Annotated in this window: 6 protein-coding genes and 1 tRNA gene; 6 read left to right on the top strand and 1 reads right to left on the bottom strand. The window is 74.8% G+C overall.

Going from position 1 to position 24,139, the window contains the following annotated elements; all coding sequences use genetic code 11:
• Positions 1-9: 9 nt before the first annotated feature.
• The 6 genes from Sfr03f_RS09310 (at position 10) to Sfr03f_RS09285 (ending at position 23,816) form a co-directional block, all read left to right on the top strand.
• Positions 10-483, top strand: coding sequence for a YbaB/EbfC family nucleoid-associated protein (locus Sfr03f_RS09310; protein WP_245967474.1), 474 nt, complete (start codon positions 10-12; stop codon positions 481-483).
• The gene (locus tag Sfr03f_RS09305; protein ID WP_108953163.1) at positions 480-854 is read left to right on the top strand and encodes a hypothetical protein; all 375 of its coding nucleotides are present in this window, start codon (positions 480-482) and stop codon (positions 852-854) included. Before Sfr03f_RS09310 ends, Sfr03f_RS09305 begins: the two co-directional genes overlap by 4 nt.
• Before the next feature lie 174 nt (positions 855-1,028).
• Positions 1,029-17,480 (top strand): hypothetical protein, encoded by a 16,452-nt coding sequence (locus tag Sfr03f_RS09300; protein WP_159105600.1) that lies wholly within the window; start codon positions 1,029-1,031, stop codon positions 17,478-17,480.
• A 320-nt stretch (positions 17,481-17,800) separates the two neighbouring features.
• Entirely contained in the window at positions 17,801-21,115 is a 3,315-nt protein-coding gene (locus Sfr03f_RS09295) for a hypothetical protein (protein ID WP_159105599.1), read from the top strand.
• Between the two features lie 78 nt (positions 21,116-21,193).
• Positions 21,194-22,474 (top strand): ricin-type beta-trefoil lectin domain protein, encoded by a 1,281-nt coding sequence (locus Sfr03f_RS09290; protein ID WP_159105598.1) that lies wholly within the window; start codon positions 21,194-21,196, stop codon positions 22,472-22,474.
• A gap of 124 nt (positions 22,475-22,598) precedes the next feature.
• Entirely contained in the window at positions 22,599-23,816 is a 1,218-nt protein-coding gene (locus Sfr03f_RS09285; RefSeq protein ID WP_108953159.1) for a mannose-binding protein, read from the top strand.
• 144 nt (positions 23,817-23,960) lie between these two features.
• Here the strand turns inward: Sfr03f_RS09285 and Sfr03f_RS09280 are convergent.
• A tRNA-Pro gene (locus tag Sfr03f_RS09280) sits at positions 23,961-24,034 on the bottom strand.
• Between the last annotated feature and the right edge of the window lie 105 nt (positions 24,035-24,139).

The raw sequence follows: 24,139 nt of genomic DNA, 5'->3' as shown, positions 1-24,139 counted from the left end.
GACGACCCCGTGAGCGAACCGATCGAGCAGCGCATCGCCAAGGCGATGGCCGAACTGGAGTCCGTACAGGCCGCCGTGACGCGGGCCGAGGAGCGGCTCTCGCACGCCTCCGCGAGCGTGCGCTCCCGGGACCGGGCCGTCGAGGTGACGGTCGGCCCGGCCGGAGAGCTGACCGGACTGAAGTTCCTGGACAACAGGTACCGCTCGATGAACGCCACCCAGCTGGCCGCCTCGGTGATGGAGGCGGTCGGGCGGGGCCGCGCGCAGATGGCCCGGGAGGTGATGGCCACCTTCGCCCCGCTGGCCGAGCCCAGCGCCGGCGTCCCGGAGCTGCGCGGCGTCGACATCGACTGGAACCGCATCTTCGGGTCGGCGCTGAGCGCGGAGAGCGACGGGTACGGCCCGCGTGCCGGGAGCCGGCTGCACGACGAGATCGACGAGGACACCGACGACGGCACGACACGGCGAGGGGACCGGTCATGAGCGACGCGTACGAGGCGAATCCCGCAGCTCTCCGGAACAGCATCGAGCGGATGAAGCAACTGCCGCTCATGGCACGCCGGCTGGGGCAGGACTTCCTCAGCCAGGAGCGGACCTATACGGAGTGGCCCGGCTGGACGGACGACTTCGCCCGCGAGGTCCGCCCCGTCTACGAGCGCAACAACGCCTTCTGCCTGGACACCAGCAACAGCCTGTTCGAGGCGCTGGACGGTCTGGTGTCCGCGACGCTCGCGAACCTGGCGAACATCGAGCGGACCCGGTCCGACTCGAGCGAGCGCATCCGCGAGCACCAGCGCAGGACCGAGGAGGCCCTCGGCGGCGGAGGCGGTGAGGGGTCCGGCGGGCGTCACTGACACACGACGGGGCGGCGTCCCCGGCCGGGGCAGCGGTGTCCGACGCGGACCGCGGCCCGGCCGGGGACACGGCAGCGGGCGTCAGCAGGTCCCCACGGACAGGCCCGTGGCCGACAGTTCAAGGTGAGCGGAGTTTCGGTGCAGGAGATCAACTTTCCTGAGGACGTCAGGAAGATGCTCTGGATCCTCATCGGCGAGATGCCGTTGCAGGCCAGGGAGAACCTCGCCTACGCCAGCCAGGAGCTGTACCAGGACTTCGGCCGCGGCCTCCGCAGGCTGAACGAGGAGATCCGGCGTTCGATCTCCGAGGCCTCCACCTCCCTGCCCAAGGACGTCGGCGCCCACTACGTCCGGGGTCTGTCGATGCTGACCGACGACGGCGGCGTCAACCACCTCGACAGGATGATCGACCAGCTCGACGAGATCGCGCGCGGCCAGGTCGACCACTCGATCAAGATCCAGGCGGCGAAGTGGGAGATCATCGCCGAGATCGTCATGCTCCTCATCGAGCTGGCCCTGCTCGCGGCACTGGCCGCGATCACCGGTGGCACCTCCCTCTCCCAGATGGCGCTGGCCCGGGCCCGCAGCAAGCTGGCCGTGCTGCTCATCGTCCAGCGCCTGCTGCGGATGTCGCACCTCGCGCCGGCGCTCACCGAGGCGATGTCGGAGGCGCTGCAGACCCTGGCGGTGCGGCTCGCGCAGATCGTCCTGAACTCCGGCAACCGCAGGCCCGACGGGATCGACTGGAAGGACGTCGGCAAGGCGGCCGCGTTCGGCGCGGTCGTCGGCGCCCTCGGATCGGTGCTGGAGTTCGGCGGCAACCACCTGAAGAACTGGTTCAAGAAGTCCTTCGACGACTTCGACAGCTTCGCCAAGAACCACCCCAACTGGAACATCACCCTCAACGGGGCCGGTGAGCTGGGCGGGGCGTTCGTCGTCGGCGCGGTCAGCGAATCGGTCGGTGAGTACCTCGTCCAGGGCGCCTTCGAGGGCGACTGGGACTTCAAGTGGGAGACGTTCGTCGGCTCCGGCACCAGCTCGGTGTTCGACGTGGTCGCCGGCGGCGCGGTGGCGGGCGGCGCCCTGTGGCTGCACAACAAGTTCACCACCGACGTCGATCTCGGCCCCCTCAACGACACCTCGCTGCTCGACGCCGGCGGCAAGGGCGGGCCGAGCGGCTCGTCCGCCCCCGGCCCGGGTCCCGCCCCGGCGCCCGCACCGGTCCCGGCCCCGGCGCCCGCACCCGTGCCGGCGCCGGTGGTGCCGCCTGTGGTGGCGCCGGTGGTGCCGCCGTTGGTGTCCACGTCGCTGACGGACCTCCCGCCCGCACCGGTGTCCGTCTCCACGCCGCCGCCCGTGCACGACGACGGTGTCTCGGAGGTGTCGTCCCTGGACGAGGAGTCGTTGTTCGACTTCTCCGACACCGACTCGGTCTCCTCCGTCACCACGTACGGATCGACGTCCGTCCCGCACACCCCCGTCGGCTCCGATCCGGCGACGGCGTCCTCGCCGTTCACCGCCAAGGGCCTCTCCCCGACCGCCTCCCCCGGTGACGTCGACGGTGTCGCCGCACGGGACAGCGACGGCATCGTGCCGGACCTCGTCGGCACCGGTGCCGGTTTCGACGGCACGGACTCCGCGGCCGGCCCGGCGGGCGTGACTCCTCCCGGCACCCCCGCGCCGCACACCGGCACGGGCACGGGCTCCGGCACCGGCGCTCCGTCCGCCGGTCCGCGCACCGTGCCGGACAGCACCGGGCGGACCGGCGACCCGGCTCCCGAGGCCGCGGAGGGCGCGGCCGGCCGGATCACCGACGACACGAACACCGACGACACCACCCTCACGCCCTCTCCCTCGGCCCACGCCGACGACACCGGCACCGGTGCGCCGCGCGGCACCGGCACCCGGGCGCAGGGCGGCGCCGAGGACGGCACGTCCCTCGCCGGCCTCCCCCGGCAGGACGCGTCGTGGGCGCAGCCGGAGGACGGGCCGGCCGACGTGCTGCCCGCCGCGCCCCGCTCGACGACGTCCGCGCCCGCCCCCGACGCGCACGGTGAGCAGCGCCTCGTCGCGGAGGACGACGCGACCGGCCAGGACACCGGCGCACGCCCGGACACCGGCGACGTGCCGTCCCCGGCCGTGCCGGTCACGGCGACCGGTGGCGACACCCCGCTGCCCGGAGCCGTCCCCGCACCGGCGCCGCCGACCGGCGGTCCCGGCTTCGAGGCGGCGCGGGCCGCCGCGCCCGCGGTGACCCGTTCGCACGTCTGGGTCGACCCGGTCTCCACGCCCCCCGACCCCGCGCGGCCCGGGCAGACGACGCAGTACACCGTCCGGTCGCACTTCGACGCGCGCCGCTTCGAGTACGGCGGCCGGTGGATCACCGACCTCACCGTGCGGGTCGCCGCCGCCCCGGACGGTCTGCCCGCCGACGTCTGGGACAAGGTGCGCTCCGGGGTCGAGACGTACTTCAACGCCCCGGGGCACCACCTGGCCGACGGTGACCTGCTGCACGTCACCGTCGAGCAGGTGCCGTCCGGCACGCACCCCGGCACGCTCGACGTCGACTTCGTCGGCCGCGACCGGCAGATGACCCGGACCGCCTGGTGGGCCGACGCCGACCCCATCGACTACGCCCACGAGATCGCCCACCAGCTCGGTCTCCGGGACGAGGCGCGGGCCGGTGACCCGGCCGCGCGCCACCGGCCCGACATCCCCGGCAGCCTGCTGGGCGACTACACCCGGTCCGCCCCGGACGGACTGGCCCAGGGCGGCCTGCGCGGGCGCCATCTCGCGCTGCTCTCGGCCCTCGTCGGCGACCTCACGACGGCGTCCCCGGAGCGCCCCGCCGCCGCGTCCTCCGGGCGACGCCCGGTGACGACCGCCGACGTCCACCTGGGAGCCGAGCCGCACGCGCCCCGGCAGCCGCGGGCCGCGTCGGCGAGCCCGTCGGAGACGGTTCCGCCGCCGCCCGGCACGGCGTCCGGCACCGGCATCACCCCCACGCCGGACGCCGAGGCGATCCCGGCCCCGATCCCGCCACCGGCGACGCCCCTCGCCACCATGTCCGGTCCCGCTTCCCTGCCGGGCTCCACGTCCTCCGCTACGCCGGACTCCGTCGGCGTCGACCGTGCGACGGCCACCACCGGGACCGGCGACGAGCGTGCGACCGACATCACCGGGACCGGTGGCGAGCGTGCGACGGCCACCCCCGGGACCGGCTTCGACCGTGCTTCGAGCACCCCCGGGGCCGGCGACAACCGTGCCTCGGACACCCCCAGGACCGGCGGCGACCGTGCCTCGGACACCCCCAGGACCGGCGACAACCCTGCCTCGGACACCCCCGGGTCCGGCGACGACCGTGCCGGGCACGCCCTTCCGCCCGGGGAGACCACGGTCACCCCGCTCGACCCGATCACGACCGCCGCCGGCACCTCCACGGCCCCCATCACCACCCCGGCGCCCCGCGAGCGGCACTGGATCAACACCCACCTGGACCGCACCCGGCCGCCCCGGCTCGACCGCACCGCCACCGCTCCCGCCGCGCGGCGGGAGCCGGCACGGTTCGACGACGGCACCGTCATGCCCTCGTACGCCGACGACCTCGCCTCACTGCTGCCCGCCGTGCCCGCCGATCAGCTGGCCGAACTCCTCGCGGACCCGGTCACGTTCGGGCAGGGCGACGTGGCCCTGCGCGGCATCCCGCAGATGCTCGCCGAGATCGACTCCCTGCTGTCCGGCGACGCGTCGCTGCGCCCGCGGACCCCCGGCCGGACCACCCCGCCCGGCACCGGCCTGATGGCCGACCTCCGGATGACCCTGGCCCGCCGCCCCCGCACGCTGACGGAGGGCCGCGCGTTCCCGTACACCGCCGCCGACGGGCGGACCCGCGTGCTCCACGTCACCGCCCGGCACTACGGCAACTGGTCGCGGTTCGCCGACGACCACGGCTCCCCCAGCAAGATCGACACCATGGACCGGGCCACTCTGCAGGCCGGGCAGAACAAGGGCGTGCAGTCCGTCACCCAGCTCGGTCTCGGCGGACCCTTCCTGGGCCCGGCCTCCACACTGGCCTTCGGCGGCTTCGGGCGCCTGGCGCTCCGCGGCGGCCTCACCCGCAAGGTCGGCTACGGGCAGACCGACCAGGTCGTCAGCCAGACGGAGACCCGCACCCTCGACGGTTCCAAGGTCTACCTGGACGACGTGTTCCTGGAGCTGCGGGTGACCGATGCCGACGGCCGCGACGTCGGCGCGCCGGCGCCCGCCGCCGCGGACGGGACCGGCCCCGCCGCGGACCCCGCGCCGCGGCCCGTGACCCGCTCCTTCGCGGTGCGCGACGGTCTGATGGTGCGGCTGCCGGACAGCGCGGTCGAGCGGTCCCGGCCCGGCCGGATCCCCCGCACCCTCGCGCTCGGCCACGGCTCCCAGTACCGCCTGGTGCGCACGGAGGGCTTCGGCCCGGTCTCCCGGATCCGCGACTGGGCGGCCGGTGAGATCGGCGCCAGGCCCGGCAGCACCGCCTACCAGGAGCTGGACACCTTCTTCTCCAGCGACTCCTTCCGGCGGCACGCCCGCTTCCTGGCCCAGGGACGCCTCGCGACCGCGCCCCTGTTCGCGGACGACCGCAAGCGGACTCCTCTCGGTTTCTTCGTCGTGGAGCGGGTCGTTGCGGAGCAGGCCCGGCTCATCGGCGAGACCTCGCAGGCCGAGCTGCGCGACATCAACTCCTCCGTGGTCCGCAACGACCGCGGTCTCGGCAGGGGTGTCCACTTCGGCGTGGACGGTGTCGTCGGCCCCGCGTTCAACTTCCTGGACCTGGGCAACGGCACCCTCAACCTGCGTCTGCAGTTCGGCCCGGCGTTCCGGTACCTGTTCGCGGTGTCGCAGACCGCGGCCCTCGGGGGGTTCGGCGCCCTGAAGACGTCCGGGCAGGTCAAGGGCGACCCCACCGGCCTGTACCTGGTGAAGAAGACGGTCCACGTCCGCCGCGGCGGCAGCAGCGCCCCCGCGCGGCGCTTCCAGACCTGGAGCGTGGACCGGATGACGCGCACGGAGGCACGCCGGCTCGCCGGCTGGGACGACGGGACCACGCTGCGGCAGCGGCACGGTCTGCCCGAGCCGTTCGCGCCCGCCCACCTGACCGTCGACCACCCGGTGACCCTCGGCATGCACCGCGTCGAGGAGTTCGCGCACGCCGACGGCCGGCGCACCGACGGAACCGACGACCGGGGCCTGACCCTGCCGGACTCCTTCACGGACGCGGTCCTGGCCGCCGTCGCCGAGGCGTACCCGGGGATCGTCGCCCCCCTGGACCAGCTCGCCCCGCCCGCATCGTCCGGAATCCTGGCCCGCACCCGTTCCCTGTTCACGCCGGCGTCGGCCCGCCCCGCGGGGCACCGGTGGAGCGACGCCGACGCCTACCGGACGGCGGTCGCCAACACCCTGGAGATCCTCACCGCGCTCTCCCACCAGAGCCTGTCCGGCGGCATGGAGGCGCTGATCAGCACGGGCATCCGGATCCGGCTCGCCGAACCCGGCACCCTGGGGCAGGGCCACCGCTACATCTGGGTGCACGGCGACCTGACCAACCGCCGCTACGAGGGCCGGCAGACCGACCTGAGGCTGCGCCACGGCGCGCCCGGCGGCCAGCGCCTGGACGGCCAGGAGAGCCGCAGGCGCGCCCTCGCCGGCGGCGCGGACCTCCAGCTCGCCTTCCGCGACCCGGACTCCCTCATCAACAGCGCCGTGGGCGTCCCCGACAACGCCGGCGTGCTGAGCCTGGGCTGGCGTTCCGGGGTGCAGCACGACGACGAGACCGGCTTCGGCTTCAGCGCCACCAACGAGCCGACGTCGGTGAGCACCGGGCCGTCCCACCTCTACCGCTACGACCTGGCGCTCTCCGTCAGCCACGGCGGGTACTGGCGCTTCCGCGGTCTGCTGCGGGGCGTGGCCTCCCTGGGGCTGCTCGGCACCCGGCCGTTCGTCTTCAGCCGCCCGCAGGACCTCCTGATCGGCACCACCCCCGGGGGCGCCGCCGTGCGTGGCGGCCCGCTGACCGGCCAGGTCCTGATCAGCGTCCCCGACCAGCACACGCCGGCCGTGGACCCGCACCGCCCGGGCGCCGCCAACCCGTATCTCTCCCTGCGCGGCCCGCTGGACGCCGTCCCCATGCCCCGTGACCGGGCCTTCGCGCTCGCCTCCGGCGACCTCTCCCGGCCCGAGGGCCGGGCGGGCGGGCGGGGCAGCCGGCTCTTCCAGGACCTGCAGAGGCATCCTTTCGTCACCGTCGGTGTCGTCGTGCCCCCGGCTCTCGTCGACGCCGTCGCCGGCGTGGTGCGCGGCGCCTCCGGCGGTGCCTGGCAGCTGACCGAGGAGGGCGCGCCCGCCCGCGAGGCCGTCATGCGCGCCTTCCAGCCGCAGTTCGCCACCGCCCACTTCGACCAGAGCTCGGGCGCGCTCGGCCTGGGGATCTCCGGCCTGATGGCGAAGCCTCCGTACGCCACCCTGTGGGCGACGTTCCGGCACTACACCGCCGTCACCGACGTGCAGGTCCTGACGGGCCCGATCACCATGGACACCGAGACGGTGCTCGGCAGCGGCAGCCAGGCCGCCGGGAAGCTCGGCCGGAGCACCGTGCACTCGTTCGGCGGGCAGCTCACCTACACCCGGCCGCACGGTTCCGGTCCCGGCCCGGTGGGCGCCTACGGCATCGTGCTCAACCCGTGGTCGGAGAGTTCCCAGCGGAACCTGTCCGTCAGCCGCAGCGTCGTCGCCGATCTCAACCGCAAGGGCTTCGGCCACCAGGTGCTGGTCACCGGGACCGTCGAGCACTGGGCGGCTATGACGTCGAGCCTGCTCGGCACCGCGGCCGGGGGCCGGTCCTTCGTGCCGGACCTCCTCGCGGGATCCGCCGGCTCCGTCGTCCGGGTTCCCGGCGGCTGGCTGGCCCACGTCCCGGAGAAGAGCGCCCACCGGCTCGGGCTGATCGACGACGGGCTGGGCGACGTCCCCCGCTACACCCGCGACGGCTGGTCCCCGCAGCCCTGGCTGCGGGGCAACTCCTTCGGCACCTACCCGGTCAACCCGCTCGACCCGACCACGGTGCTCGCCGCCTTCCAGGAACAGGTCGCCCGGCTCGGTCTGGACCACGACGCCCGGGAGCAGATCCGGCTGACGGTCACCTCCCGGGTGCTGCGTGCGCTCGACCGGGAACTCACCGGCTCCGGCACCACTTCCCTCACCCGGTCGGGCGCCTGGGGCTGGGGCGGCGTCCGCGTCGGCAGCCGGCGCGCCCGGGTCCGCGTCGAACTGCTCCCCGGCACCCCGACCTTCGAGATGCTCGACCACGGCACCGAGATGGAGGAGAACCGGCGCGCCGTCGAGACCGTGCAGCAGGGCGCCGAGTTCAGCTCGGGCAGCGACATCGGCGTGCTGGTCGGCGAGCAGGTGGGCACCGGCAACGCCACCGCGGTCGCCTCCGGACCCACCTACACCGAGACCGGTTCCTCGCGCCGCGCCGTCTCGGCCGGCCACTCCGTCTCCAGCAGCACCACCTACCGGGCGGCGTCCACCGAACCGCACGCCGAGATCGCCACGCCGTACCGGCTGCGCCTCACCCTGGAGTTCGACGACACTCCCGCCGACGGCACGCCGGGCACCGATGCCGACAACACCCCGGTGCGGGACGCCCTGCGGCGCTTCGGCGGCAGACAGCGCGTCTCCGAGACCGGCGACATCGGCACGCTTGTCGAACACGTCCCGCTCAGTCTCATGGCGCCCGACCCCCACGCCCAGGGCCCCGCCCCGGACCCCCGGCTCGCCCCGCCGGACCTCACCGTCACCGCCCTGCCCCGCTCCGGCCACCGCCCCGAGCTGCTCGGCCCGGACGTCCGGTACGGCGACGGCACCCTGCGGCCGTTCACCTTCCCCGAGAACGGCTTCCACGTGCGCCGGATCGTCGGACTGGAGCACGTCCACGAGGCGAACGAGCGCGCGCTCGCCGAGGCGTTCGGCATCGACCTCACCGCCCTGGACGCGGGCGCCACCGCCGACGGCGACCGCGACCGGCTGCTGCGCCGCGCCCGCGCCACGTCGCTCACCCGGCCGGGCAGCGCCCCCGCGCAGGCGCTCGAGGACGGCACCACCAACACCGCCCTGTCCACGTTCTACGACCAGGCGCTGGCTCCCGTCGGCTACCGGGTGCCGGGGCTGACGCACCGCAACCCGGTCGGCACCGACTCGGCCCACCTCGCGCTGCACGCCAGGCCCGACTTCGGCGGCGCCGAGCTGCTGAGCGTCGCCGACGGCCAGAAACTGGAGGTCCTGCGCGAGACGGCGGAGGGTGTCAGCACCTCCGTCTCGCGGGACGACACCCAGGACTCCGCCCTCGGCGGCGGTGTCGTGGTCCGCACCGAGCCGACCGGGGTGAACCAGATCGGCGCGGCCGGCACCGGCCCGTACGCCAACGACTCCGACAGCACCCCCGTCGGTGAGGACCACCTGTCGTCCGTCAACGTCAAGCCGACGACGGGCCGCAGCTTCCTGTTCGCCGTGCCCACCGACTGGCTGAGCGTCGCCGAGGTGCACCGCGGCATCAAGGACGCCCGCGTCGGGCGGTACCTCGCGGGCACGTTCGGCATACGCCGTCCCGGTCCGAAGGCGGTCGGCTCCCGCACCTACGCGCTGGCCTGGGTCCGCGAGGACGTCGCGCGCGAACTGGGACTGATCGACGGCACCAGCTTCCCCGCCGTGGCCTCCCAGGCATGGGACGCGGTCGGCAAGGCGACCAAGGCCTGGGCCGACGCCGACAAGGCCTACTGGAAGAAGCGCCGCACGGCCCTCCGTCTGCGCGAGGACCTCGACGCCGCCCGCGCCGGCCTGACGGACGCCCGGAGCAGGGCCGACGCCGCCGGCCGCCGGCTGGCCCCCCTGCTGGACGCCGCGGACGCGGCGGACGCCGCCGTCCTGCGGGCCGAGGCCGACGCGGGCGCGGCCCGCGCCACGGCGCGTGACCTGACGGCCGCCGCCGACCGCTTCGAGGCGACCCGCACCGCCCTGGACGACGCCCTGCGCGCCGCGGAGCAGGACCGCGCCCGTGCCCGGGCCATGACCGGCGCCGCTCAGGACGCCCTGACGAACCTCCGGGGCCTGGTGGAACTGCCGGGCTCCGAGGTCGACGCGGACACCGTCGGCCTGGCCGAGGAGGAGCTGCGCACGGCGCGGGGAGACGCCGCCGCCCTGCTCGAGGCCGCGGACCTGCGGGCCGACTCCGCGCGGCGCGCCCACGCGACAGCCGCGGACCTGCTGGCCACCGCCGAACGGAACGCCACGCCGGGGACACCGGACGTCTCTCCCGATCCCGTCCGCGCCCGGCGGACGGCGGCCGGCCTCGTCACGGCGGCGGACCTGCGGGTCGCCGAGGCCCGGTCGCGGCAGGCCACCGCCGGCCGGCGGCTCACCGGACCGGCCCGCGCCGACGCCGACGCCCGCGCGGCACTCGAGGCGGCGACCGGGCGCCTCGACGCGGCGCAGGCGGCCTTCGACGCCCGCCGCGCCGAACTGGACGCTTTGCGCACCACCGCGGAGAACGCCGCCACCGAGGTGCACCGGGTCCGGACGGCAGCCGACCGGCTCACCCGCTGGCACCGGCTCGCGGCCACCGAGGAGGGACGCGCCCGGCTCGGCGACCTCCCCGAGCCGCCCCCCGTCACGTACACGGCACCGCCCGCACCGTCCGCCGCGGTCTCCCGCGCGCCCCTCCCCCGGTACGACCGGGACGCCGGCGGCGCCCACATCACCTCGCCCGACCAGGTGACGTACACCCTGCACAACGTGCCGCGGGACGGCGACGCCTTCTTCCACGCGCTCGCCGAGGGCCTCGCCAGAACGGCCCCCGACGTCCTCCTCCGGCACGGCATCGACCCGGCCGACCCCACGACCGCGACCGCGCTGCGCCGCCTGGTCGCCGCCCGCCTGGCCGATCCGGGCGACGCCGACCTGCTCGCCGCCGTCGCCCCGGACGGCACCGACCGCTTCACCGCCGCCGAGATCGACGCCACCGGTCCCGTACCGGACCTCGCGCCCGACACGCCTGGCCGCCGCGAGTTCGACGCCCTGGGCGTCGTGCCGCACTCCGTGAGCCTGGGCGACCGTGCCCGGGCCGAGCTGGCCGTCGCCCAGCTCTCGCGCCCCGGCGACGCCGCGGACGAGGCCGGCTGGAACAACTCCGCCGCCGATCTGCTGCCCCTGCTGGCCGCGCGCACCTTCGGCGTGGACGTGACCGTCGTCCGCGACGACGGCACCTTCCAGCGCTTCGCACCGGGCGCCCCCGACGGCCGTGACGGCTCCGACCGGCTCCGGGGCCTCCTCGACGAGGCGGACGGACCGCGCCCGCACGTCGTGCTGAGCCTGCACGACCAGCACTACCAACTCGCCGTACCGACCGGCGCGAGCACGAAGACCAGCACGGGTGCGGGCCCGGACACGGGATCCGGCGCGGGGGTGCTGCACGCCGCTCCGTCGGGCCGGCTGACGCCCGAGGTGACGGCGAGGCTGTACCGGGCGTACGCGGACCACCTGTTCCGGACGGGCCAGGACGCGCAGGACTTCGACAGCGTGTTCTACGCGTTCGTCGACGAGCAGGACGTGATCACCTCCGAGCTGGCGTTGCACCCCCGGCTGCGTCCGCAGATGGAGCGCTTCCACGACGAGCTGATGGCCCTCCGGGCGGAGCGCGCGGCCACGGCGACGCCGATCACGCGGGCGCCCGGGGAGCCGATGCGGCTGTACCGGAAGATGTCGCGGAGCGAGGCGGAACAGATGCTGGCCGGGCCGGCGACGTCGGGCATCGGCGCGGCGATGGCGTACAACCGCAGTGACCAGTACCGGAAGTACTTCACGTCCTCGCTGTCGCACACGAGTGTGTTCAGCAACGCGAACGCCGCCTCGGACGACGAGGTGGTGGTGGAGTTCACCCTGCCGTGGGACGGCTACTGGGGTTTCGTGGCCCGGTACGGGACGCCGAACCAGCAGGCGGGCGCGTACCAGGTGCGGGACTCGGCGCTGGTGCACCAGGAACGGCTGCGGACCGGCGCGGCGGCCAACTTCCACGACCCGCAGGACGTCACGGATGTGGTGGCGGGACGCACGCATCACAACATCGGCATCGGCCACGGCAACGCGAGGGCCTTCGCCGGGCTGGTGACCGGCCGGCGGGTGGTGCCGGCCGACGAGGTCGACGCTGCGGCCGAGGCCGCGGCGGGCGACGTCCGCGCCGAGCTGCGGCAGCTGGCCTCCGACCTGGTGGACCGGAAGCTGGCGGCGGCGCAGGGCCGTGGCGTGCAGGGTGAGCCGTTCGGCCTCGAGGACGCGGCACCCGGTGGTGCGGTGTCGGACGCGGTGGTGCCGGTACCCGAGGCGGTCGAGCCGCCCACGGCCCGGGCGCTGACGAGCGGTCTGTCCGCGCTGCCCGTCCCCGAACTGCTGGAGGCGGTGTCCCGGCTGAGCCCGGAGCACCGGCGGTGGCTGGCCGGTCAGGAGGAGTTCGTCGCCTCGGTGCGGGAGCGGTCGTCGGTGGCGGAGTTCGCGCAGTTCGGAGCCCGGCTGCTGGTTGTCGTGCCGGGCGAGTCCGCGCGCCCGGTCTCCGCCCGCTGGGAGGCCTACGCCCAGGTCGCCCGGATGCTGCAGGACCCGGACGCTGTCGCCCAGCTGCTCACCTCCGGTGCCTCGGTCGTCATCCTCCCCCAGGACGTGCCGCTCGGCGCGGTCAGCTCCTTCGCCGGGCTGCACGGGCCCGACGGCCGCGGCCTGGACGACCTGCGCGGCGCGCAGAGCGGACTCGTCGCCGCCGTCCCCGAGGAGAACCTCCTCGGCGAGACCACCCCGGTCGGACCCGTCCCCCACCAGCCCGAGGGCTACTCCTCCGCCACCCACGAGATCGCCCACCTGATCCACACCACCGCCCTCACCGACGCCGACCGCCACCTCATCAGCCGCGTCTTCCAGGAACGCCTGGCCGCCGGACCGGACGCCCCCTGGCCCGACGGCATCCGCCGCGACCTCTCGGGAGCGGACGCCGACAACTACTCCTCCACCGACGAGTTCGAGTACTTCGCCCAGCTCAGCAACGCCTACCTGGGCACCAACCACGGCCACGACACCACCACCGGCCGCCCCCGCAACAACGGCGCCCCCTGGGTCCGCGCCAACGAACCCGCCCTCCTGCCCCTCCTCGAACGCCTCTACGGCACCGACCCCCAGACCCCGCACGACAGCACCGCCAACCCCGTCACCGCCACCACCGCCGACAACAACCTTTACGAAGCCTTCCGCGACTTCATGACCGGCATCGGCGAAGGGCAGGAGTCCGCCCCGGCACTGTCCGCGCAGCCGTCCCCGGCGCCGCTCGTCCCCGCCGACGCGGCGTCCGGCCTGCACGCCGCGCCCCCCGGGCCCGCCAAGCAGGTCACCGCCGACGTCATGGACGCCTACTACAGGGCGTACGCGGAGTTCTTCGAGACGGACAGTTCGGCCGCCCACTTCGACAGCGGCTACTACGTCTTCGCCTACGGCCAGGACGTCGTGGTCCCCAAGCTGGCCACGCACCCCTCAATGCTGAACCAGCTGCGCGCCTTCCACGACCAGCTGACCCGCGTCCGGAACGAGCAGGCGGCGGAGGCGACGCCGATCGTGCACCGGGACGGCGAGCCGATGCGGCTGTACCGGAAGATGGCCGCGGCCGAGGCGGCGCAGTTCCTGGGCAAGGCCCCCACCGCGGGCCTCAACGCGGCGATGGCCTACAACCGCAGCGACGAGCACCGCAAGTTCTTCACCACCTCGCTGTCCCACACCAACGTCTTCCACAATCAGAACGCCGCCTCCGACGAGGAGGTCGTGCTGGAGTTCACGCTGCCCTGGAGGGGCTACTGGGACTTCGCCGCCAGGTACGGCACCCCCAACCAGAAGCCGGGCGCCTACAAGATCCGCGACTCCGCGCTCCTGCACCAGGAACAGCTGCGCCTCGGCGACTCCGCGAACTTCGAGACCCAGGAAGACGTCGACGCCGTCCTCACCGGGCACACCCACCACAACATCGGGATCGGCCACGGCAACGCCCGCGACTTCGGCCGCCTCCTCACCGGCATCCGCCAGGTCTCCCCGCAGGAGGTCGTGCGGGATGCCGAGGCCGCGGTGGCCGCGGCCCGTGAGGCGCGTCGCCCCGCGATCGACGCCCTGATCACCGAGCGGGTCGCACCACTGCGGGAACGTGAGGCAGCCACCGTGCACGCCGCTCCCACGCCGGCCGCGCCCACCGGACCGGCGTCGCGGTTCACCCCGGAGGTCTCGGCGGCGTTCCGCCGGGCCTACGTGGACCACTTCTTCTCCCCCGCGCGGACGGCGTCCGACTTCGCCAGCGTCTACTACACCTTCGTCGACGAGCAGAACATCGTCACCCGGGAACTGGCCACGGACAGCCGTCTGTTGCCGGCCATGGAGAAGTTCCACGCCGAGCTCCTGGGCGTGGAGGAGGACCGCGCGGCGGAGGCGACGCCCATCGCGCACCGGGACGGCGAGCCGATGCGGCTGTACCGGAAGATGTCGGCGGCCGAGGCGGCGCAGTTCCTGGGCAAGGCCCCCACCGCGGGCCTCAACGCGGCGATGGCGTACAACCGCAGTGACGAGCACCGGAAGTGGTTCACCACTTCGCTGTCCCACACCAACGTCTTCCACAACTCCCTCTCGACCAGCGAGCAGGACGTGGTGCTGGAGTTCACGCTGCCCTGGAGGGGCTACTGGGACTTCGCCACCAGGTACGGCACCCCCAACCAGAAGCCGGGCGCCTACAAGATCCGCGACTCCGCGCTCCTGCACCAGGAACAGCTGCGTCTCGGCGACTCCGCGAACTTCGAGACCCAGGAAGACGTCGACGCCGTCCTCACCGGGCACACCCACCACAACATCGGCATCGGCCACGGCAACGCCCGCGACTTCGGCCGCCTCCTCACCGGCATCCGCCAGGTCTCCCCCCAGGAGGTCGTCCAGGACGCGCGGGCGATGCAGGAGCTGCTCAGGGAGGAAGGCCGGCGGGCGGGCCACGCCCACCTGCAGCGGAAGCTGGACCAGGCCGCCGGCGTTCACGGGGAACCGTTCGGCCCGGTCCCAGACGGGTTCACGTTCGCCGGTCCGGCCTCCGACGCCGCCGTACACCCGCCGGAGTCCGTTCGGCCCGAGGACGCCGAGACACTCGTGGCGGACCTGTCGGCGCTGCCGGTATCCGCGCTGCTGGAGGAGCTGCCCTCGCTGCCCGTGGAGCACCGGCGGTGGCTGGCCGGTCAGGAGGCGTTCGTCGCCTCGGTGCGGGAGCGGTCGTCGGTGGCGGAGTTCGCGCAGTTCGGAGCCCGGCTGCTGGTCGTCGTGCCGGGCGAATCGGCGCGCCCGGTCTCCGCCCGCTGGGAGGCCTACGCCCAGGTCGCCCGGATGCTGCAGGACCCGGACGCTGTCGCCCAGCTGCTCACCTCCGGCGCCTCGGTCGTGGTCCTCCCCCAGGACGTGCCGCTCGGCGCGGTCAGCTCCTTCGCCGGGCTGCACGGGCCCGACGGCCGCGGCCTGGACGACCTGCGCGGCGCGCAGAGCGGACTCGTCGCCGCCGTCCCCGAGGAGAACCTCCTCGGCGAGACCACCCCGGTCGGACCCGTCCCCCACCAGCCCGAGGGCTACTCCTCCGCCACCCACGAGATCGCCCACCTGATCCACACCGCCGCCCTCACCGCCACCGACCGCCACCTCATCAGCCGCGTCTTCCAGGAACGCCTGGCCGCCGGACCGGACGCCCCCTGGCCCGACGGCATCCGCCGCGACCTTGCGGGCACCGACGCCGACAACTACTCCTCCACCGACGAGTACGAGTACTTCGCCCAGCTCAGCAACGCCTACCTGGGCACCAACCACGGCCACGACACCACCACCGGCCGCCCCCGCAACAACGGCGCCGCCTGGGTCCACGCGAACGAACCCGACCTCCTGCCCCTCCTCGAACGGCTCTACGGAACCGCCCCCCAGCCCCCGCACGACAGCACCGCCAACCCCGTCACCGCCACCACGGCGGACAACAACGTCTACGAAGCCTTCCGCGACTTCATGACCGGCATCGGCGAGAGCGATCCTGTGGCGGAACCCGCCGTCGCCCCTCCCGGTCCGCAGCCCGAGCCGCACGGGGAGACGGGGGCTCCGGCGGACCTGCATGCCGCGCCGGCGGGCCCCGCGAGGCGGATCACCGCCGATGTGATGGAGGCGTACTTCCAGGCGTACGCGGAGTTCTTCGAGACCGACGGCTCCGCGGCCGACTTCGACAGCGGCTACTACGTCTTCGCCTACGACCAGGACCTACTGGTCGACACCCTCGCCACCCACGACTCGATGCGTGAGCAGATGCGGCCGTTCCACGACCGGCTGGTCCGGATCCGGGAGGAGCAGGCCGCGTCGCCGACGCCGATCGACCGTCAGGCCCCGGCGCCGATGCGGCTGTACCGGAAGATGTCGGCGGCGGAGGCGGCCCAGTTCCTGGGAGCCCGGGACCCGCGGGCGGGGTTCTCGGCGGCGATGGCGTACAACCGGAGTGTGGAGTACCGGAAGTTCTTCACGACGTCGCTGTCCCACACGAGCGTGTTCAGCAACGCGAACGCCGCCTCGGACGACGAGGTGGTGGTGGAGTTCACGCTGCCGTGGGACGGCTACTGGAACTTCATCGGCAGCCACGGCACGCCCAATCAGCAGACGGGCGCCTACCAGATACGGGACTCCGCCCTCGTCCACCAGGAACGGCTGCGCACCGGTCCCGCCGCCAACTTCCGCAGCGAGCGGGACGTGGCCGACGTACTGGCGGCGCGCACCCACCACAACGTCGGCATCGGACACGGCAACGAGAAGGAGTTCGCGCGACTGGTGACCGGCATGCGCGAGGTCACGCCGCAGGAGGTGGAGCAGGCGGCCAGGGACGCCGCGGACGCCGCACGGCAGGCGCGCCGCGCGCGCATCGACGCGGTCGTCGCCGAAAGGGTGGCCCCACTGCGCCGTCGCGAGGCGGCCGCCGTGCACGCGGCGCCCGCGGGTACCGTCGCACCGCCTCCTCCGTCCGGTGAGGACACCGGCGGTCCCGCGCAGGCGTCCGGCGAGGGGCTGACGCTCGTGGACGCCCTGGTGGACGCGTTCGATGCGCACGGCGGGCTGCCCGCCGACCCGGACGGGTCCGTGCCCGTCGACGACCTGGACGGCCTGGGCGTCACCCTGACCTCCGGCCGGCGGGCCCAGGCGATCCTGCTGGGCGGCTCGTTGCCGGTGCGGGACCTCGGTCTCACCCCGGCGCAGCACCTGCGCTGGCTGCTGGCCCGAAGCGCCGGGACCGACGGAGGCCACGGAGGCGACGGAGGCGAAGGGACCGGCGGAAGCGGCGCGGACACCGCCGACGGCACCTGGGAGCGGGCGGTCGCCGCGGCCGCCACCGCCCTCGGCGTCGAGATCGTCGTCGTCGCCCCGGACGGACGCCCGCGCTCCTTCGGCGTCGGCCGGCACGGCACCGTACGGCTGCTTTTCGACGGCGTGCGGTATTCCGTTCCGAAGGTGCCTTCGTGACATGCGGAAAGGATGGCCACGTATGATTCGGAGAAGTCGGCTCCGCACCGGTCGGGCGCTTGCGGCGACTTCCCGCCACATTCGTCCGCGTCATGGGGTGACCATGCAAATCACCCGCCGTGCAGGGGACTTGCCGAATGGTGAACACCGCGCGGTAACAAATTGGCGCGGTGTTACGGTGAGCCGCTGCACGGGTCCGACAGCGGTTCGCCGTACCCATTCACACATGTCACCGGGATTTCACCTGCTATGTTCGTGGCGTATGAATTGATGCTGGCCACTTGTTTCCCGACCCCGAGCGCCGAGGGGGGCCACCGCTGATGCGCTGGGGTCGCCGCCGGGCCGCGTCACGCCCGTCCGACACCGCCCGGCCGACGCCGCGGGCCGAGTCCCCCAGGCCCGGTCTCGTGGTCGAGGAGTACGGCCGGCTTCTGCTGCTCAGGCAGCCCTCCGACGAACTGCTGGGGCCCGCCGACATCGCGGACCTCACCCGGGCCCTGGAGGCCGACGGCGACGACACGGTGACCGTCGTCGCCAGCGCGGACGGGAACACGGCCGCCGCCCTCTGGGCCCGGCTCGGCGCCCTCATCGACACCCTGTGCGGCGACGGCGTCGGCACCATCCGGCTGGCGATGACCCGCGCGGGTGATGACCGCCCCGGCAGCCCCTCCGTCGCCCGCCGGATAGCCGACGCCTGGGAGATCGACGTGATCGCCCCGGACGGAACGGTCCTCGGCGTGCCGGGCGGCGGGCTCTTCGTCCACGACGTGCCGGCCGACGGCGAGCCGGACGGCGGCCCGGAAGGCGGCTGGTGGCGCTTCTCCCCCGGCGCGCCGCCCGTCCCGCTGGGCCCCCGTCAGCCCGCACCCGGCTGGCAGCCCGCCCCGGGCTCCCTGCCGTCGCGCACCCGTGACGGCTGTGTCGTCGAGCAGATCCCGGCCGGCGTGCTCGTCCGTCCGGCCGGCGCCCGCGCCCCGCGCCCGGGCGACCTGTGCTACGCGGTGCCGGTCGACCGGCACGGCATGCTCGTCGTCGTCGGGGTGCCGGACGGCGAGGACGTCACCTCCGGTGACGTGGCGGACCTGGTGACGGCACTGCCCGCCGCCGCCCGCACCGTCCTGCGGTTCGCGCCGGGCGGCCGCCGGGACGTGCTGCGCGTCGGGCAGGACGCCGCCGAACTGGTCGACGCCGACGTCGTCGTCTACAGCGGGCTGCCGCTGCTCGCCGAGTCGTTCGGCCGTGACGCGGGCACCGTGCGCGCGATGACCGTGGGCGCGGACGGGGCCCCGCGCTGGCAGCCGTTCGTCGACTCCGTGATCTGCGCGCCCGGCGCGTCCTCACCCCGACTGCTGCGCTGGAGCCCGCCGTTGCCCGGCCGGGGTGACGCCCGGCGCGGCGTGGTGCGGTTGTCCGACCGGTGGCAGGTCACCGCGACCCGGGCGGGCCTGTGGATCAACGGCACGGACAAGGAGCCGCCGCCCTTCGCAGCCCGGCCCGTGGATCCCCAGGGCCCCGAGATCGAGGTGGGCGGTCCCGGCGAGGCGCTCGACCGGTCGCTGTGGCCGGTGCTGGAGAAACTGCTCGGCACACTGCCGCCCGGCCTGTCGGCCCGGACCCGCGTCCACGTGCACGGGACCGCCGTCGACGGCGGCCGGGAGCTGCGCCGCCTGGCCGCGGAACACCAGGTCCGCAGCCTGCGTTTCGCGTCGTTCGGCCGGACCGCACCGGCCGCGCACGGCCCGGGGCGCGCAGCCCACGGCCCCGCGGCCGGCCCCGCGCCCGCGCCCGGGACACCGCGGCCGGGACCGGCGAACGCCGCTACGGGTACGGCGGGCACTGCCGCTGTGGGGGCGGTGGGCCCAGGTCCGAGAACGACGGTGGGTTCGGCCCCGGATGCGGCCTCCACGGCGGGAGCGGCAGCTCCTGGCCCGCGGCCTGCCGCCGACGGGCACGCGTCCGGTGGCAAGTCCGCCGCGACGGACCCCGGCGTTCCCGCTCCGACGAGCACGAACGTCTCCGCACCACTCGGGGCCCGCGCCGAGCAGACGCCGGCCGCACCCGGACCGGCCCCCGCCCCGGACCGCCGCCCGGACACGGACACGGACGCCCGCCCGGACTTGGGTACCGGCGCGGACATGAGCACCGGCGCAAACGCGGACACCCGCCCGGACTTCGACACCGGCGCGGACACGGGCACCGGCACGGACCGCGTCACCACGCCGGAGGCAGCGCCGCCCTCCCCGCCGCGTTCCCTGCCCACCACGACGGGGACGCCCTCGCCCGACGGCGGGGCCCCGGCGGCCGGCGTACCCTCCACGGCGACTGCGCCAGGCGCTCCCGGAACGTCCCACGCTGCCGCCCCTTTCGTTCCCCGGGTGCCGGAGACGGCGACCGGGGCCGCGGCGGCCGGTGCATCCGCCGGTCACCGCGCTCCGTCCGGCCGGTCCGCGGCAGTGACCGGCGCCGAGCCTTCCCAGCCCTCCGCCCGCCGCTCCCCCTCACCCTCGGCCGCCCCGGAGCGCGCACCGCAGCCGGAGCGCGCACCGCATCCGGACCGCGCGCCACAGCCGGAGCCGGCGTCGGCTCCGGAGGACCCCGACGTACGCACCGCCACCGGACACGACGAGGAAGCCCCTCTGCCGGCTCCCCCGAGCCGTCCGGTCCTCACCAGCACCCCTTCCCCGGCAGCCGCCTCCCCGGCCGACCCCTCACCGGCAGCCGCCGAGCGCGCTCCCCGTCCCGCCGAGCCCTCGACGCCGCCCGGGCGACCGGCGGAGAAGGACCCCACGCCACCTGCCGCGGGCACCATGCCAGAGCCGCCGCAGGCGCCCCCGAAGCCGTTGCCTCCGGTGCCCTTCCTGCCCGGGCACCAGAGCACGCACGCGGAGCGGGCCGCGTTCCGGTCACTCGCCGACGGGGTGTGGGACCGTCAGGCGGCCGTCGTGACCCGCCTGTTCACCCGCATGCCCGCACTGCGCGGACACGAGCAGGAGGCCGCACGCGCCGACCTGATCGCGCTGCTGCTCCACCTGCGGACCGGGGTGCCGGACGACGGGCTCGGCCACGAGGAACTCGGCCGGGGCCTGCGCGCCGGCGACCCGCGGCTGCTGCCCTACGGCGCCTGCGTCGGCTCGGCGCTGCGGCGCCTGCCGTCCTTCCGCGGCGTGGTGCTGCGCGGCGCCGGGCCGGACGGCGGAACGCCGGGCAGGACGCCGGTCCCCGGCACCGTGCTGCGCGACGCCGCGCCGGTGAGCGCGCTGCCGGGTGACGGCCGTGGCCCCTCCCCCGCGGACGCCCGGTACGCCATCTGGTCGGTGACCGGTCGCCGGGTGCGGCAGTTGTCCGACGTTACGGGCACCGCCGCCCGGTACGACGAGGTGGTCTTCGCGCCCGGCACGGCGTTCCGCGTGCTCGACATACGGGCCGGGGGCTCCTCGCCCCTCGTCCTGCTGCGGGAACTGCCAGCCACGCAGCGTGCCTCCCCCGTCGGCCCGGCACAACTGGACGACCAGGACCGGACCGTACTCGCCCGCCTCGGCGAGGCACTGGACCGGCCCGATGCCGCAGCCGTGCCGTTCGAGTGGCCCGCCCGCTGCGCAGGACCCGTGGGCTGCTCCGACCACGGGGACGCCTGAACGGAGTACCCCTGCCGGGGCGAGCGGCCCGCGGAGCCGACCGGACCAGGACCAGACCCAGATCGAGAGACAGGACCGATGTCTTTACAGTCAGACGGCGCGAACCCGACCGGTGCGGCCTCGGCCGCGGGCGCCGCTGCGGCCTCGGCCGCGGCGGAGCCCGGGGTGCCGAAGGTGCGCCAGGCGTTCGCGCTGCCCGGCCCGGCCACCGCTCCCACGACGGAGCTGAAACCGGCCTCCGCGCGCACCGCCGCGGCACCCGAGGAGGGTGACAGGACCGGCGCCGTAGCCGGCACGGGCCCGAGGGCAGGGACCGGCGCGGGCCCCGACGCGCGCGAGCGGAGGACGACGGCCGAGGCCCCGGACCCGGAGAGCGCTCCGGAGTCCGCTTCCGCACCGTCCCCCGCCGCGGACGCGGACTCCGGCACGCGGCCCGACGCCGGCGTCACGGCCGGCGCACCGGTCCGGGAGCCCGTCCCGGCCGCCGGCGCGGTCGCCCTCTCCGGGGAGCGGCCCACCCACGTGGCGTCGGGCTCGGTCACGCCGCACGGCGGGACGGCGGTGCGGACGGACCCGACGCCCGGGCGCCCGAAGAAGCCCGTCCTGGCCGCCGCGGCGATCGCCGGAGCGGTACTCGTCTCCGTGCCGTTCCTGCTGTCGGGATCCGACGCCCGGGACCGGTCCGCGGCGGCGGCTGTCGGCCCCGTGGACGGCACGGTCCTGGAGGAGAAGCCGCAGCGTTCCGGACGGTACGCCGCCGAATCTCCTTCGCCGTCTCCGTCGTCCGAGCCCACCCCCTCGGACACGGGCGAGCCCGGGGACAGGGACGGGGAGGAGGAGAACAAGCCGGAGAGCAAGCCGGAAGAGAAGCCGGCCGCGAAGGACGGCACGGGCACACGCGCTTCGGCCGACGACTCCGCCGAGGAGGCGGAGAAGAAGGACGAGGCCGCCGCGGGCGGCAAGCAGGCCCCCGCTCCCGTCGCCGGTGACACCCTGGTGAGCAAGGCCTCGGGGAAGTGCCTGAGCGCCGGAGCGGGCGCCGACGGCACCCGGTTGACGTTGCAGTCCTGCGACGGTTCCGCGGGGCAGCGCTGGACCTTCCGGTCGGACGGCACCATCCGTGCCCAGGGCCGGTGCATGGACGTGGCCTGGGGCGCCCAGGAGAACGGCACGGTGATCCAGGTCGCCGACTGCAGTGGCAACCCGGCCCAGCAGTTCCGACTGAACGGTGCCGGGGACCTGGTGGCCCAGATCGCCGACAAGTGCGTGGACATCCTCGACGGCCGCACCGCCGACGGAACTCCGGCGCACCTGTGGTCGTGCGTCGGCGTGCCCCACCAGAAGTGGTACCGGAGTTGACCGCTCGGCGGGCACCGCGCCACCGCGCCCCCGCATCCGTTGTTCCCCATCCCGTCGTGACCGCCGCGCCCGGCCCCACGGGCCGACGGCGTCCGACGACCCAGCAATGAGGAGAAGTGACAGCATGGCTCGTCCACACCCCGCAGCGAACGGGTCCGACCCCGCGGGCGCCGACGCCACTCCGCGTGTGCGGGTCGCCGTACCGCTGCCCGCCGCCTCCGAACCGCCCGCCGGCACGCTGACCCCGGCGGGGCGTCCGGCACCGGCCGGCGATCCGGAGGCGCTCCCGGGTCCGGAACGGATGACGAACGAGGCGCCGTCCGAGGCGTCCCCCGCCGAGGCGCAGGACGGCCCCGGGCCGACGGCGGACACGCCCACCGCGGGCAAGGCCACGGCCCCGGCCGGGAGCAGGAGTACGGACCCGGCGGGGAGCGGGGGCACGGACCCCGCCGCGGCCGGGCCCGGGACGTCCGGCGAGCCGGCTTCGCGGACCTCCCGGGCGGACACCGGTGCGGCCGCCGCCGGGACCGAGGAGGAGGCACCGGCGGAGCCCGCCACCGCGACGGCGGCCGACAGCGGGGCGACGCCGCCGGGCGGGACGGCTGACGCGCGCGCGGACGGCCGGCGTCCCAAGAAGCCGGTCCTGGCGGCGGCCGCGATCGCGGGTGCCGTCCTGGTGGCCGTGCCGCTGCTGCTCGCCGGAGGCGCGAACGGCAAGGACGGCAGGCACGACGCCGCGCGGGGGCTGGCCGCCAACGACTCCGGCACTCTGCTGGACGAGGAGCCCACCGGCAGCGCCCCGCAGGACTACGTCACCGAGAAGCCCAGTCCCTCTCCGAGCCGGGAGAAGAAGGAAAAGGAGAAGAAGGCCGAGGTCCCCGTCAAGCCCGCTCCGGTAGCGGCCGAGCCCTCCTCGAAGCCGAAGCCGAAGTCGGACCCGAAGCCGGAGTCGGAGTCGGAGTCGGACGCGGAGTCCGGCGGCGACAAGCAGGAGGTGAAGGAGGAGGTCACGAAGCAGGAGTGGACGACCGAGACCGTCACGGCGCCCAGCACACTGCAGGTCGGCCAGGCCTGGACCACCAACCGGATACGGATGGTCCTGCAGCAGGACGGCAACCTGGTCGTCTACGACAACCGGAGCGGCAAGGCCGTCTGGGCGTCCATGATGTTCGGCAAAAACCACAGGGCCGTCTTCCAGGCGGACGGCAACCTCGTGGTGTACAACCCCAACCAGCCGGTCTGGGCGAGCAAGACGCACGGCAACCCCGGCGCGAAGCTGGTCCTGCGGTCGGACGGCAAGGTCGTCATCATGAACGGCAACAGGGTCGTGTGGTCCACCTGAACCGGCTCGGATCCACCGCGCGGCCGGCCTGCACCGGCAGGTCCGCCGCGCGGTGTCCGTCAGCGGCGGGAGCATGACCGGGAACGATCAGGGGCCGGTACCGGATTGCTCCGGTACCGGCCCCTGATCGACGACTCCTTCGAGTCGGGACGACAGGATTTGAACCTGCGACCCCTTGACCCCCAGTCAAGTGCGCTACCAAGCTGCGCCACGTCCCGTTCGCCGTCTGACCTGGGGTTTCCCCCGGCCGAACGTGCATGGCAACCATACCGTACTCCGGACGGTGGTCGCGCGCGGGTTTCTCCCACACGTCCCCGGCGTCG

It is taken from the genome of Streptomyces fragilis (genome assembly GCF_003112515.1).
Taxonomy (GTDB): domain Bacteria; phylum Actinomycetota; class Actinomycetes; order Streptomycetales; family Streptomycetaceae; genus Streptomyces; species Streptomyces fragilis.
Note: the sequence above shows the minus strand (reverse complement) of the source record. Positions and strands in the feature narration are given on the sequence as shown.

Excerpts from the sequence above, each read along its gene's own strand:
- Sfr03f_RS09295 (WP_159105599.1), top strand. The coding sequence starts at position 17,801 with ATGCGCTGGGGTCGCCGCCGGGCCGCGTCACGCCCGTCCGACACCGCC.
- Sfr03f_RS09300 (WP_159105600.1), top strand. The coding sequence starts at position 1,029 with ATGCTCTGGATCCTCATCGGCGAGATGCCGTTGCAGGCCAGGGAGAAC.
- Sfr03f_RS09285 (WP_108953159.1), top strand. The coding sequence starts at position 22,599 with ATGGCTCGTCCACACCCCGCAGCGAACGGGTCCGACCCCGCGGGCGCC.
- Sfr03f_RS09290 (WP_159105598.1), top strand. The coding sequence starts at position 21,194 with ATGTCTTTACAGTCAGACGGCGCGAACCCGACCGGTGCGGCCTCGGCC.
- Sfr03f_RS09305 (WP_108953163.1), top strand. The coding sequence starts at position 480 with ATGAGCGACGCGTACGAGGCGAATCCCGCAGCTCTCCGGAACAGCATC.